The following is a 13,720-nucleotide window of genomic DNA, read 5'->3' as shown; positions in this document are numbered from 1 at the left end:
CCCTTCGCCCTCGGCAATCCGGGCGCGATGCTGAAAGTGTCAGCGATCGTCACACGATATTGTGCTCCGCTTCATTGATCTAGATCCGGTTCAGGATCACGGCGTCTGCTGCAACAGCCAGGCTTCGATGCCGCGCGCGGCTGCGCGGCCGGTCGCAAGGCAGGCGGTGAGAAGGTAACCGCCGGTCGGGGCCTCCCAGTCGAGCATCTCGCCGGCGACGAAGGTGCCCGGCAGCGCCTTCAGCATGAAGTTGTCGTCGACGCCGCTCCAGCGGATGCCGCCGGCCGAGGAAATCGCCTCGGCGATCGGCCGGGTTTCGAGAACGGGCACCGGCAGGGACTTGATCATGCCGGCGAGACGTTGAGGGTCGCTGCGGTCGCGCTCGGGAGCGAGTTCCCGCAGCAGCGCTGCCTTGACGCCGTCGAGGCCGGCGCCCTTGCGCAGGCGGTTCGAAAAGCTCGATTTGGTGTCCTGCCGCTCGAGGTCGCGGCTCAGCCTTTCAATCGTCCGGCCCGGCGCGAGATCGAGCGTCAGGGCAGCGCTGTCATGGCTCAGCAGCCGGTCGCGGAGGCTGGCCGCATGGGCATAGATCAGGCTGCCCTCGATGCCGTTTGCGCTGATGACGAATTCGCCGGGAAAGGTGCCGGCTTCGGATGTGGCGGTGACCGATTTCACCGGCTCGCCGGCGAAACGCTCGCTGAAATTTTGGCTCCAGCCGACGACGAAGCCGCAATTGGCGGGCTGGAAAGCGTCAATCTCGACACCCTTCTCCGATAACCACGGCAGCCAGCGCCCATCGGAGCCGAGGCGCGGCCAGCTTGCGCCGCCGAGCGCCAGCAGGGCGGCGTCGCAATGGACGAGGCTGCGTCCTTCGGGCGTTTCGAAAACATAGCCCTCGTCGGCAAAACCGATCCAGCGGTGGCGGGCGCGCAGCGTGGCGCCCTGCGCCTCCAATCGCTTGAGCCAGGCGCGCAGCAGCGGAGAGGCTTTCATCACCGTCGGAAAGACCCTCCCGGAGGAGCCGACGAAGGTTTCGGTACCCAGCCCTGCAGCCCAATCCCTGATGTCATCGGGAGTGAAGGCATCGAGAGCCGGGCGCAGACGACTGGTGGCCGCGCCGAAGCGCGTGGCGAAACGGGCATAATCCTCGGAATGGGTGATGTTCAGACCCGACTTGCCGGCCAGCAGAAACTTGCGGGCGAAGGTCGGCATGGCGTCGTAGACCGTCACCGCATGGCCGGAAAGCGAAAGCAGTTCGGCGGCCGCAAGGCCTGCCGGGCCACCGCCGATGATGGCAATTCGCTTCTGGTTCATCGATGTCTTTGCCCGATTCTTTCTGCTGCAGTTTTGGCGCGGGGGCGCGTTGCCTGCAAGGCCGTCAGTTCGTCAGTGGTGCGAATGCGTGCACTGGCCGTGATCGGCGAGAACCTCGATGACGCGGCATTGGTCGACGCGGCCGTGGCCGCAGCCTTCCACCATGGTTTCCAGCTCGGCCTTCAGCGCCATAAGGCTGCGGATGCGCTGCTCGACCTCGACGAGGCGGGCCTTGGCGATGGCATCGGCCGAGGCGCAGGATTGGTGCGGATCATCCTGCAGGGTGAGCAGCGTGCGGATCGCCTCGATCTCGAAGCCGAGCTCGCGGGCATGGCGGATGAAGGCGAGGCGGTTGATATCGGCGGGCTCGAAGGAGCGCTGGTTGCCTTCGCTGCGGCTCGGTGCGGCAATCAGGCCGATGCTCTCGTAATAACGCACCGTCGGCACTTTGACGCCGCTCTGACGAGCCGCTTCACCAATCGTGATCTTTTTCATGATTTTTCTCTTGCACCTCTAGTCGCTAGAGGATGTAGGAGGGATGCTTCTGTTTGGCAAGGAAGCGGATGATGGCTGAGACGAACGAGACAAGATACCGGGTCGGCGGCATGGATTGCGCCTCCTGTGCGGCCAAGATCGATACGGCGGTGAGACGCGTGGCGGGTGTCGCCGATGTGTCCGTCTCGGTGATGGGGGGCACTATGACCGTCCGGCATGACGGCAGCAGCGACCTCAAGGCGATAGAGAAGAAGGTGACGGGGCTCGGTTACACGGTCTCGCCTTTTGCCGGAAGCGCGGCGCCGGCGCGGGACCACGGTTCGCACGATCATCACGATCACGACCATGACGATCACACGGGCCATGACCACGATCATGATCACGAGGGTCACGATCATGATCACGCAGGCCACGATCACGATCATGCAAGCCATGATCATGAGGAGAAGGAAATCGAGGGTCTGCATGGACACGACCATGGGCCGACGACCGGTCCCTGGTGGCAGAGCAAGAAAGGCCGGCTGACGATCTTCTCGGGTGCAGCGCTCATTGCCGCCTATGCGATCGGCCATCTGGTGCCGGCAATTGCATCCTATGCCTTCATCGTCGCCATGCTGGTCGGGCTGGTGCCGATCGCCCGGCGCGCGGTCATGGCGGCGCTCTCCGGCACGCCGTTTTCGATCGAGATGCTGATGACGATCGCCGCCGTCGGCGCCGTCATCATCAATGCGGGGGAGGAGGCGGCGACCGTCGTATTCCTGTTCCTCGTCGGCGAGCTGCTGGAGGGCGTGGCGGCCGGCAAGGCGCGCGAAAGCATCCAGTCGCTGACGACGCTGGTGCCGAAGAATGCCCTGCTCGAAGACAATGGCCAGACGCGGGAAGTGCCGGCGGAAAGCCTCGCTGTCGGTGCCATCATCATGGTGCGTCCGGGCGACCGCATCTCGGCCGACGGCATCATCATCTCGGGCGAGAGCGCGATCGACGAGGCGCCGGTCACGGGTGAGAGCACGCCGGTGCGCAAGGGCGTCGATGCCGTCGTTTTTGCCGGAACGGTGAATGGCGATGCGGTGCTCAGGGTTCGGGTCACGGCCGCTGCTGCCGACAATACCATTGCCCGCGTCGTCAAGCTGGTGGAGGAGGCGCAGGAATCGAAGGCGCCGACGGAACGTTTCATCGATCGATTCTCGCGCTATTACACGCCCGGCGTGGTGGTGGTCGCAGCACTTGTTGCGGTCTTGCCGCCGCTGCTGTTCGGCGGCTCGTGGAGTGAATGGGTCTATAAGGGCCTTGCCATCCTGCTGATCGGCTGCCCCTGCGCGCTCGTCATTTCGACGCCGGCGGCGATCGCCGCCTCGCTGTCGGCGGGTGCGCGGCGCGGGCTGCTGATGAAAGGCGGCGCCGTCCTGGAAACGCTCGGCAAGGTGACGATGGTCGCCTTCGACAAGACCGGCACGCTGACGGAAGGCAAGCCTCAGGTGACCGACATCGTTTCCTTCGGATTGAGCGAGGCGCAGATCTTGTCGCGCGCGGCGGTGCTGGAGCAGGGGTCCAGCCATCCCTTGGCGCTGGCGATCCTCAACCGCGCCAAGGCCGACGGCCTTCCCGTGCCGCCGGCCTTCGAACTGGAAGCACTGCCGGGCAAGGGTGTCAGCGGCAAAGCCGGCGGCGAGACGCTGGATCTGCTGTCGCCGTCCGCCGCCCGCGAGCGCGGAGCGCTCGACGGCGAAAAGGATGCACGCATCACTGTTCTGAACGACGAAGGCAAGAGCGTCTCGGTGCTGCTCGTCAACGGTGTTGCCGCCGGCCTGATCGCCATGCGCGACGAGCCGCGCGAGGATGCGCAGGCCGGGCTCTCCGCCCTGAAATCGGCAAGCGTCAAGGCGATGATGCTGACGGGCGATAACAAGCGGACGGCGGCGGCAGTTGCCGGCATGCTCGGCATCGACTGGCGCGGCGAGATGATGCCGGCGGACAAGCAGCAAGTTGTCGGCGAATTGAAGCGCCAGGGCTTCATCGTCGCCAAGGTCGGGGACGGCATCAACGACGCGCCGGCGTTGGCGGCTGCCGATATCGGTATCGCCATGGGCGGCGGCACCGATGTGGCGTTGGAGACGGCGGATGCCGCCGTGCTGCACGGACGCGTCGGCGATGTGGCGCGGATGATCGAACTGTCCAAACGCACGATGCGCAACATCCTGCAGAATATCACCATCGCGCTCGGGCTGAAGGCGGTATTCCTGGTGACGACGATCGCCGGCATTACCGGGCTCTGGCCGGCAATTCTCGCCGATACGGGCGCCACCGTGCTGGTGACGATCAACGCGCTCAGGCTGCTTCGCGTAAAGGGATGAATGTTTTTCCGGCGGCGGTGTGAAGACTGCTGCCGGTTCGGGCCTGATCGAGAATTGAAAATAGCGGAGCCGGTCCTCAGTCAGGCCGGCTCTCGGTTTGCCGACAAAGTCTCCTCCGTCATCCTCGGCCTTGTGCAGCACAAGGCCGAGGATGACATCACCGGTTTTGCCGTGGTTTGTCAGCAGTCGGGGAGCCGACCAGCCTGGCCCGCTCATCACGGCCTTCTCCACAGTGCGTTTTGTTTAAGCCTTTATTATCCATGTTTTTCACAGGAACGCAGCGATTTCAAACCTGCCGTAACGCGATGCGCAAACCACCCGTTGACGCGTTTTTGGATTCGGGTACTATATCTAGTGTTCAAGGTTCCTTCGATTCGTCAGGATCGCGGGCTAAGACGGGAATACGGTGCGTTTCGCCATGACGGCGCAACAAGACCGGAGCTGCCCCCGCAACTGTGAGCGGCGAGCAACTGTCCGATTTCAGGTCACTGAGGCATGGCGCCTTGGGAAGGCTGGGGCAGGTGCTTCGACCCGCAAGCCAGGAGACCTGCCTTGAACGAAACGTCCACGGGCGGGGTGTCCGGAAGGTCGCGTGCATGAAGCGGAATGATCCGCGCCTGTTGCGCTGCCCCGAACCTCCGCATCAGCATTTCGGGGTTGAAGTCATGTCGAGAACATCAAGGCTGCCCGCGCTAATCCCGAAAGGGATCGTATCCGGCGTCTGAAGCGCCAATTTTGCCAGATCACCATCAAGCGTTGCCCCGGACGCCGCACGGCGCCCGATCCCCAGATTGCGTCCTGAATTCTTTGACATCACGAGGAAGATGATGAGCGTTACCGTCTACAGCAAACCCGCCTGCGTCCAATGCACCGCCACCTACCGCGCTCTCGACCGACTGGGCGTAGACTATGAAATCGTCGATATTTCCGAGGATGCCGAAGCGCTCGATCGCGTGCGCGGCATGGGCTACATGCAGGTTCCGGTCGTGGTTGCCGGCAGCCAGCATTGGGCGGGTTTCCGTCCCGACATGATCAGCGCGCTCTCCTGAGCGGAGAACGGCGGTGGGGCTGATCGTCTATTATTCGAGCCGATCCGGGAACACCCATCGTTTCGTCGAGAAGCTGGGACTGCGCGCGGCGCGCATTCCACTCAGTGCTGAAGGCATCCACATTCACGAACCCTATGTGCTGATCTCGCCTACCTATTGCGGGGATGGCGGTAGCAGGGCCGTGCCCAAGCAGGTGATCCGTTTCCTCAACGATGCGGAAAACCGTTCCAACATCCGCGGCGTGATTGCCGCGGGCAACAGCAATTTCGGCGAGACCTACGGGCTTGCCGGCGACGTGATCTCGCGGAAATGCCAGGTGCCGTATCTCTACAGGTTCGAGCTTCTGGGAACGGCCGAGGATGTCGCCAATGTCAAAGACGGGATGGGACGATTTTGGACACGGGAACAAGTCTGACGCGGGATGCTGGCGCAAAACCGCTGAAAGCGGCCGAAACACTCGACTACCACGCGCTGAACGCCATGCTGAACCTCTATGACGAGGAGGGACGAATCCAGCTCGACAAGGACCGTATGGCGGCCAAGCAGTATTTCCTGCAGCATGTGAACCAGAACACCGTGTTCTTTCACAATCTGCGGGAAAAGCTCGATTACCTCGTGACCGAAGGCTATTACGAGCAGGAGGTTCTCGACCAATATTCCTTCAATTTTGTCCGCGACCTGTTCGATGAGGCCTATGCCAGGAAATTCCGGTTCCCGACCTTCCTCGGCGCTTTCAAATATTACACCAGCTACACGCTGAAGACCTTCGACGGAAAGCGCTATCTCGAGCGCTACGAAGACCGCATCTGCATGGTGGCGCTGACCTTGGCGCGGGGCGACGAAGCCCTTGCCCGCGATATGGTCGACGAGATCATTTCCGGCCGTTTCCAGCCGGCGACGCCGACCTTCCTCAATGCCGGCAAGAAGCAGCGCGGCGAACTCGTCTCCTGTTTCCTGCTGCGGGTCGAGGACAATATGGAATCGATCGGCCGGTCGATCAATTCGGCGCTGCAATTGTCGAAGCGCGGCGGCGGCGTGGCGCTGTCGCTGACGAACATCCGCGAGGCCGGTGCGCCGATCAAGCAGATCGAGAACCAGTCGTCGGGCATCATTCCGGTGATGAAACTGCTCGAAGACAGTTTCTCTTACGCCAACCAGCTCGGCGCGCGCCAGGGCGCGGGCGCGGTCTATCTCAACGCCCATCACCCAGACATCATGCGCTTCCTCGATACCAAGCGGGAAAACGCCGATGAGAAGATCCGCATCAAGACGCTGTCGCTCGGCGTCGTCGTGCCCGACATCAGCTTCGAACTCGCCAGGAACAATGAGGACATGTACCTGTTCTCGCCCTATGACGTGGAGCGCGTTTACGGCGTGCCCTTCAGCGAGATTTCAGTGACGGAAAAGTATCGGGAGATGGTGGCGGATGCCCGCATCTCCAAGAAGAAGATCAAGGCGCGGGAATTCTTCCAGGTGATCGCCGAAATCCAGTTCGAGAGCGGTTATCCCTACATCATGTTCGAAGACACGGTGAACCGGGCGAACCCGGTGGCCGGCCGCATCTCCATGAGCAATCTCTGCTCGGAGATCCTGCAGGTGAGCGAGGCGAGCGAGTATCACGACGATCTCTCCTACAAACATCTCGGCAAGGATATTTCCTGCAATCTCGGCTCGCTGAACATCGCGGCGGCGATGGATTCGGCCGATTTCGGCAAGACGATCGAGACTTCGATCCGGGCGCTGACGGCTGTCTCCGACATGAGCCATATCGCCTCGGTTCCTTCGATCGAGAAGGGCAATGACGAAAGCCACGCGATCGGCCTCGGCCAGATGAACCTGCACGGCTATCTCGCCCGCGAACGCATCCATTATGGTTCGGAAGAAGGCGTCGACTTCACCAATATCTATTTTTATACGGTCACCTATCACGCCATCCGCGCTTCGAACCTGCTGGCGGCCGAGCGTGGTGCGAGCTTCAAGGGCTTCGAGAATTCGAAATATGCCTCGGGCGACTATTTCGACAAATATACGGATCAGGAATGGAAGCCGGTGACCGAAAAGGTGCAGGCGCTGTTCGACAAATCAGGCATCGATATTCCGACGCGGGAAGACTGGGTGGCGCTGAAGAAGGCCGTCATGACCTCCGGCCTCTATAACCAGAACCTGCAGGCGGTGCCGCCGACGGGATCAATTTCCTACATCAACCATTCGACCTCCTCGATCCATCCGATCGTCTCGAAGATCGAGATCCGCAAGGAAGGCAAGATCGGCCGCGTCTATTATCCGGCGCCGTTCATGACCAACGACAATCTCGACTATTATCAGGACGCCTATGAGATCGGGCCGGAGAAGATCATCGATACCTATGCGGCGGCGACCCAGCATGTCGACCAGGGCCTGTCGCTGACCTTGTTCTTCCGCGATACGGCGACCACGCGCGATATCAACAAGGCGCAGATTCACGCCTGGAAGAAGGGCATCAAGACGATCTACTACATCCGCCTTCGCCAGATGGCGTTGTCCGGCACCGAGGTGCAGGGATGTGTGTCTTGTACGCTTTGATTTTGAGCCTCTGGCCGAGAGTTTCGAGCTCGTAGCCATCAGATCTATTGGAAAGACATCATCACCATGAACATCGCCGTAAAGCCAATCAGCCGCGTGCGCGCCATCAACTGGAACCACATCGAGGACGACAAGGATCTCGAAGTCTGGAATCGCCTCACCGGCAATTTCTGGCTGCCGGAGAAAGTACCGCTGTCGAACGACATTCCATCCTGGGCAACGCTGACGGCGGCCGAGCAGCAGCTTACCATTCGCGTCTTCACCGGTTTGACGCTGCTCGACACGATCCAGAACGGCGTCGGCTCCATCAGGCTGATGGAGGATGCGGCAACGCCGCATGAGGAGGCGGTGCTTTCCAATGTCTCCTTCATGGAGGCGGTGCATGCGCGCTCCTATTCCTCGATTTTCTCGACGCTCTGCTCGACTGTCGATGTCGACGATGCCTATCGCTGGTCGGAGGAAAACGAATTCCTTCAGCGCAAATCGGCGCTGATCACGGAACAATATGCCTCCGGCGATCCCCTGAAGAAGAAGGTCGCGAGCGTCTTCCTCGAAAGTTTCCTGTTCTATTCCGGCTTCTACCTGCCGATGTACTGGTCGAGCCGGGCCAAGCTCACCAATACGGCCGACATGATCCGGCTGATCATCCGCGACGAGGCGGTGCACGGCTATTACATCGGCTACAAATTCCAGCGCGGACTGGAGCTGCTCGGGGGAGAGAGAAGGCAAGAACTCAAGGATTTCGCCTTCGACCTGCTGCTCGAGCTCTACGACAACGAGGCCAGATATAGCGAGGCGCTGTATGATGGCGTGGGGCTGACGGAGGACGTCAAGAAATTCCTGCATTACAATGCCAACAAGGCGCTGATGAACCTCGGTTATGAGGCGCTGTTCCCCGCCGAGGCCTGCAAGGTCAATCCGGCGATCCTGTCAGCGCTGTCGCCGAATGCCGATGAAAACCACGATTTCTTCTCCGGCTCCGGTTCCTCCTATGTCATCGGCAAGGCCGTGGCGACGGAGGACGAGGATTGGGATTTTTGAGACTTGATCGCAATCTCCCCTTATCATCTGCCTGGCCATCGACCACATACAGCGGAAACCGGCTCCGGTCTTGGCCGGTGATGCGGTGTAACGGGAGTTTTTGATGTCGTCTTTTCCAGACAAGGCCGGACGTGCCGTTGAGACGGAGCATGGCATTTGGCCGATCCGCCGGAGACGGATTCTCGACTGGCTGGTGAACGAGACACGCGGCGAGCGCTTCATCGACAATATCCTGGTGGAGATGTGCGGCAAGCTGCTTTCGGCCGGGGTGCCGGTGGCGCGGGCCACATTGCATTTCCGGACGAACCATCCGCAATGGATCGGCGCCCGCATCCTCTGGAAGGAAGGGCTCACGGAGGCGAAGATCGACACATTCGCCTATGGTGTCGAAAACACGCCGGAGTTCCTGAACAGTCCGATCAATGCGATCCATCAGGGTGCCGAGGAGCTGCGCAAACGGCTGGAAGGCGCAGCCGACGGCGACCTGGATTCATTCTATCAGGAACTGCATGACGAAGGCCTGACCGAATATATCGCCTGGCCGGTCGAGCACACCTTCGGCAAACGGCATGTCGTGACATTTTCCACCCGCCGGCCGGGCGGTTTTGCGAGCGAACATGTCGATTTCCTGCGCGATCTCCTGCCCGCCCTGACGCTGGTCAGCGAAATCAGGCTGAAGAACATCATGGCGCGCACGCTGCTGCAGACCTATGTCGGGCCGCATGCGAGCGAGCAGATCCTGTCGGGCGTGACGACGCGCGGCAGCGGCGCCACTGTCGGCGCGGCGATCATGATCTGCGACCTGCGCGACTTTACGGCGATTTCCGATCTCTGGCCGCGCGACGATGTCATCCACCTGCTCAACGACTATTTCGACGCCATGTCGGATCCGATCGAACGCTATGGCGGCGAGATCCTCAAGTTCATGGGCGACGGATTGCTGGCGATTTTCCCGCTGACCAAGGAAACCGCCTGCCTCGATCTGCTGCAGGCGATCCGCGAAGGGCAGGAGTCGATGGCCGAGCTGAACGAGCAGCATCTGCGCATGGGGCGCGAGCCGCTGCGTTACGGCGTCGGCGTGCATGTCGGCGACGTCATGTACGGCAATATCGGCTCTCGCCGCCGGCTGGATTTCACCGTCATCGGCCCGGCGGTCAATGTCGCCTCGCGGCTGGAAAGCCTGACCAAAGAGGTCAAGCGTCCGGTGCTCTTGTCGCGGGCCTTCGTTGAAATGGCGGACTGCGCCAAAGACATGGACAGCCTCGGCACCTTCCCGCTGCGCGGGCTCGGAGAGCCTGTCGATGTCTTCGCTTTTCCCGAGCGGTAGGCTCAGACAGTGTCAGAGCGGTTCCGGTTTTCATGGAAACGCCGAACCGCTCTAACTTTTTGTTTTTACGCAATCCCGGACGGAAAACCGCTTCGCACTTTTCCTGGAATTGCTTTAAACGCCACGCTTGTTTCCCCACAGCAGCACGTGCAACTGCGGCAGCACGCGTGGCGCAAACCATCCGTCGGCCGTGACCTTCTCGACGAGCCAGTGCATGCGATCCATCACGCCGTCCATATCGATACGGGCGTCGTCGTCATCGGGCGGCGGCGGCGTGTGGTTGCCCGGCTGAAGGTACAGCGGAATATAGGGGTAGCGCTGGCCGACCTCTCGCGCAAAGGCATAGTCGGCCTCGTCGAAGACGACGATTTTCAATGCGATCTCCGGCCCGCCGGCGGTCAGCCGCAGGCAGTTGTCGACCTCACCCCAGTCCGTGTGCATTCCGCTTGACGGCGGCTTGGGGCTCAAGACCAGCATGTCGAGGTCGCGAAACCAGTTCCGGGCGACACTTCCCTGCGTTTCCAGCGCGAAGCGGTAGCCTTGGGAATGGCCGAGCTCGATCAGCGGCCCCAGAGGCTGGATCGCCGGATTGCCTCCGGAAAGCGAAACCGTCATCGGCCTGCCGCCGGAGAGCTTGGTCACCTCCTGCCAGATCGCATCCACCGCCATCGGAATCCAATGATCCCGGTATGCGCTGTCGACCGCGTGGAGACTGTCACACCAGGAACAGCGATAGTCGCAGCCGCCCGTCCTGACGAAGACCGTCGGCAGCCCGATCAGAGCGCCTTCGCCCTGGATGGTCGGGCCGAAGATCTCGCTGACGCGAATGGTCTCTCCGCTCATGGCCGGTACTCCGCCCAGGTCTTCGGCGTCTCGCTGACGCGGACGGAGGATGTTTCCGGGAAGCGCTGCTTGCACCAGTCGTAAAAGTGCCTTGCCAGGAATTCCGACGTGACTTTCGAATGGCCGAAGACCTCGTTCAGGTGCCGGTGATCGAGCGCCTCGTCGATATAGCGCTTGAGCGGCGAGAGGTCGTGATAGTCGCGCACGAAGCCGTCATCGTTCAGGTTTTCGGCCGCGAGCTCGACGACCACGATATAGTTATGACCGTGGAGCCGGGCGCATTGATGGTCGGCCGGCAGATGATCCAGCTGGTGCGAAGCGGAGAGATGAAACTCCTTGGTGATGCGGTACATCAACGCACCTCCGCTGCTGAATATTGCGACACTGCGGCCTTCCAGAAGTCGCGGTCCTCGTATTCCGTGGGATCAGGGACGCCGGCAAGATGGAAGGCCTCGCGGCGTTCGACGCAGGTGCCGCAGCGTCCGCAGTGGAGCCTGCCGCCTTTGTAGCAGGACCATGTTTGCGCAAACGGTGTCGCATGTTTTGCGCCGTCGATCACGATCGCTGCTTTGGACACCTCGACATAGGGTGCAAGCAGTCTGACGCTGGCATAACCGTCGAGCGCTTCGTTCTGCATGCGCTGGAAAGCGTCGATGAAGCCCGGCCGGCAGTCGGGATAGATGAAGTGGTCGCCGCCATGCACGGCAACGGCGACGGCATCGGCTTTCTGGGCAGCCGCCAGCCCGAAGGCGATGGCCAGCATGATGGCATTGCGGTTCGGCACGACGGTGGCCTTCATAGTCTCTTCGGCGTAATGGCCGTCAGGGACCTCGACATTGTCGGTCAGCGCCGATCCGCTGAGATGGCCGCCGATGGCGGCGATGTCGATGATATGATGGGGAACGGCAAGGCGTGCGGCACATTTGGCGGCGAAGTCGAGTTCCTTGCGATGCCGTTGGCCGTAGTCGAAGGAGACGAGGCCGATAAGCTGTTCTTCCGCCGCTATCTTGTGGGCAAGCGAAACGGAGTCGAGTCCGCCAGAGCAGACGACGATAGTCTTCATATTTTAGATTCCCTTGTTTTGACCGGGTGGGCTGCGACCGGATTACGGCGTGCTTCTAGGGCAAATCACGCCGGTTGGGAATAGGGTTAAGGCGCGAGCCTTCAGAGGGTCAACCGATCGGGAAATTGATCTGCGGCGGCAGCAGCAGATGCAGACCTTCGGCGTCGGGGTTGTTGATGCGCTGCAGCAGCATGCGGCCGAGATCCTCGCCCGCCGCCGTCAGGTCCTCGTGGATCGTGTCGACTTTCGGCTGCAACTGGGTGAGGAGGCGGGAGGTTTCCTTGGCGACGATATCGTAATCGACAGCCAGTATCCGGCCGGCGTCGCCCATGCCGCTGATGACGGCGAGAGCAGAGACCTCGCCGGGACAGATGAAACCGTCGGGCGCATCCGGAGCGGCGGCGCGGCTGCAGATGAAATCGCGCAGCACATCCGCCGGCGTATCGAGATCGACCGTTTCGGGGATCTCATAGGCAATGCCTGCCTCGCGCACCGCCGTCATGAAGCCGTGCAGGATATGCTGGCAGAAGGTCAGCCGTTTCGGCGGCAGGATCACCGCCACTTTTCTGCGTTTCTTGGCGATCAGCCGGCGCGTCGCCTCGTAGGCAAAGGTGAAATTGTCGTAGTCGACATAGGGGTGCGGCGTGGAAAATTCCGTGCGGCCGTGGCAGATGAACGGAAAGCCGGTTTCGAGCAGCAGGCGGACGCGGGCATCGAGCGGCTCCGTCCGCGTGAAGATCAACCCGTCGGCGAGGTGGTTGCGGATGATGTATTCAGCGGCCTCGACGTCGGTCGTCGACAGAAAGTTCGGGGCGACGACGAGATGGTAGGAGGTCTCCTTCAATGCCTTGGCGATGCCGTACATGATCGAGGTGCTGAAGCCGACCACTTCCTCGTGCGAATCGAGCAGGATGGCAATGACATTGGTGCGGCCGGTCTTCAGGCGCTGCGCGGCCCGATCGGGGAGATAGCCGATCTCGCCGGCGATGCGGCGCACGCGCTGGCGGGTCTCCAGCGAAATCTGCGGCGCATCGGAGAGAGCCCGCGACACCGTCGTCACCGCAAGGCCGGCGATCGTGGCGATCGTTCGCAAGGTCGGCTTGCCGCGCTTATGCGCGGTATCGAGACTTTCGCCGCGTCGCGGCCGGGACGGTTCGGTCACTTTCGGCTTTCCGTGCTGGAATTGCCGATACAATAACACGATGACTCGGGCGCGCAATCGTGGAATGAAAACGTTTTAAATTTTAACGATCTTTTAGCCAAATCGGTAATTGATATAAAATTCAATAGGATATTGATAAAATGATATTTTTCTCGGGAGTCGAGAAAGGGCTTGACGATCTGTGGCTTATAACGTTTTAAATTAGCAACCGCGCGGAGGAGCGCGGCCGATGTCGACCGCCGCAACGGGTGGAAAACATCGGGCGGCAGGGAGGGCCCGCCGCCGATTTTCAAATGGGAGGAAATTCATGCGCAAGTTTTTGAGCTCGGCGGCTGTCGCCGTCGTGATGATGGCTGGCCTTGGTGCGGCCCAGGCTGCCGACGTGAAGGAAGTTCAGATGCTTCACTGGTGGACGTCAGGCGGCGAGGCAGCGGCGCTGAACGTTCTGAAGCAGGATCTGTCGAAGGAAGGTTTTGCCTGGAAGGATGTCCCCGTTGCCGGCGGCGGCGGTGA

12 protein-coding genes, 1 pseudogene and 1 riboswitch are annotated in these 13,720 nt (G+C 61.3%); of the genes and pseudogenes, 7 read left to right on the top strand and 6 right to left on the bottom strand.

The window, feature by feature from the left end; all coding sequences use genetic code 11:
- Positions 1 to 96 precede the first annotated feature (96 nt).
- Both GGD57_RS26915 and GGD57_RS26910 read right to left on the bottom strand, forming a co-directional pair.
- Positions 97 to 1,314 carry a TIGR03862 family flavoprotein gene (locus tag GGD57_RS26915; protein WP_184473221.1) on the bottom strand — a complete coding sequence of 406 codons (1,218 nt, stop codon included), beginning with the start codon at positions 1,312 to 1,314 and terminating at the stop codon, positions 97 to 99.
- 72 nt (positions 1,315 to 1,386) lie between these two features.
- Positions 1,387 to 1,809 carry a MerR family transcriptional regulator gene (locus GGD57_RS26910; protein WP_184473220.1) on the bottom strand — a complete coding sequence of 141 codons (423 nt, stop codon included), beginning with the start codon at positions 1,807 to 1,809 and terminating at the stop codon, positions 1,387 to 1,389.
- 71 nt (positions 1,810 to 1,880) lie between these two features.
- Between GGD57_RS26910 and GGD57_RS26905 the strand changes: the two genes are divergently transcribed.
- The 6 genes from GGD57_RS26905 to GGD57_RS26880 all read left to right on the top strand — a co-directional run bounded on the left by GGD57_RS26905 (position 1,881) and on the right by GGD57_RS26880 (position 10,139).
- Positions 1,881 to 4,160: a heavy metal translocating P-type ATPase gene (locus tag GGD57_RS26905; RefSeq protein ID WP_184473219.1), complete on the top strand. Its 2,280-nt coding sequence runs from the start codon at positions 1,881 to 1,883 to the stop codon at positions 4,158 to 4,160.
- A 344-nt stretch (positions 4,161 to 4,504) separates the two neighbouring features.
- A riboswitch (cobalamin riboswitch) is annotated at positions 4,505 to 4,729 on the top strand.
- A 258-nt stretch (positions 4,730 to 4,987) separates the two neighbouring features.
- The gene (gene nrdH, locus GGD57_RS26900) at positions 4,988 to 5,209 is read left to right on the top strand and encodes a glutaredoxin-like protein NrdH (protein ID WP_184473257.1); all 222 of its coding nucleotides are present in this window, start codon (positions 4,988 to 4,990) and stop codon (positions 5,207 to 5,209) included.
- 13 nt (positions 5,210 to 5,222) lie between these two features.
- Positions 5,223 to 5,624, top strand: a complete 402-nt coding sequence (gene nrdI / locus GGD57_RS26895; RefSeq protein ID WP_184473218.1) for a class Ib ribonucleoside-diphosphate reductase assembly flavoprotein NrdI — start codon at positions 5,223 to 5,225, stop codon at positions 5,622 to 5,624.
- A complete protein-coding gene (gene nrdE, locus GGD57_RS26890) occupies positions 5,603 to 7,771 on the top strand; it encodes a class 1b ribonucleoside-diphosphate reductase subunit alpha (RefSeq protein ID WP_184473217.1) in 2,169 nt (722 codons plus the stop codon). Before nrdI ends, nrdE begins: the two co-directional genes overlap by 22 nt.
- A 66-nt stretch (positions 7,772 to 7,837) precedes the next feature.
- Entirely contained in the window at positions 7,838 to 8,812 is a 975-nt protein-coding gene (gene nrdF / locus GGD57_RS26885) for a class 1b ribonucleoside-diphosphate reductase subunit beta (RefSeq protein WP_184473216.1), read from the top strand.
- Positions 8,813 to 8,915: 103 nt separating this feature from the next.
- Positions 8,916 to 10,139, top strand: a complete 1,224-nt coding sequence (locus GGD57_RS26880) for an adenylate/guanylate cyclase domain-containing protein (protein ID WP_184473215.1) — start codon at positions 8,916 to 8,918, stop codon at positions 10,137 to 10,139.
- Between the two features lie 114 nt (positions 10,140 to 10,253).
- Here the strand turns inward: GGD57_RS26880 and queE are convergent, their stop codons facing one another.
- The 4 genes from queE to GGD57_RS26860 form a co-directional block, all read right to left on the bottom strand.
- On the bottom strand, positions 10,254 to 10,982 hold the full coding sequence (queE, locus tag GGD57_RS26875) for a 7-carboxy-7-deazaguanine synthase QueE (protein ID WP_184473214.1): 729 nt from the start codon (positions 10,980 to 10,982) through the stop codon (positions 10,254 to 10,256).
- Positions 10,979 to 11,335, bottom strand: a complete 357-nt coding sequence (gene queD, locus GGD57_RS26870) for a 6-carboxytetrahydropterin synthase QueD (protein WP_085738481.1) — start codon at positions 11,333 to 11,335, stop codon at positions 10,979 to 10,981. The genes queE and queD overlap by 4 nt, the downstream gene beginning before the upstream one ends.
- A complete protein-coding gene (gene queC, locus GGD57_RS26865; protein WP_184473213.1) occupies positions 11,335 to 12,045 on the bottom strand; it encodes a 7-cyano-7-deazaguanine synthase QueC in 711 nt (236 codons plus the stop codon). The genes queD and queC overlap by 1 nt, the downstream gene beginning before the upstream one ends.
- Before the next feature lie 109 nt (positions 12,046 to 12,154).
- On the bottom strand, positions 12,155 to 13,207 hold the full coding sequence (locus GGD57_RS26860; RefSeq protein ID WP_184473212.1) for a substrate-binding domain-containing protein: 1,053 nt from the start codon (positions 13,205 to 13,207) through the stop codon (positions 12,155 to 12,157).
- A 307-nt stretch (positions 13,208 to 13,514) separates the two neighbouring features.
- On the opposite strand from GGD57_RS26860, the pseudogene GGD57_RS26855 reads away from it, so the two are divergent.
- Positions 13,515 to 13,720 (top strand): annotated as a pseudogene (locus tag GGD57_RS26855) (sugar ABC transporter substrate-binding protein); the annotation flags it as partial.

This window comes from Rhizobium esperanzae, from assembly GCF_014197615.1.
GTDB classification, from domain to species: domain Bacteria; phylum Pseudomonadota; class Alphaproteobacteria; order Rhizobiales; family Rhizobiaceae; genus Rhizobium; species Rhizobium esperanzae_A.
This window is presented reverse-complemented; position numbering and strand designations above follow the sequence as displayed.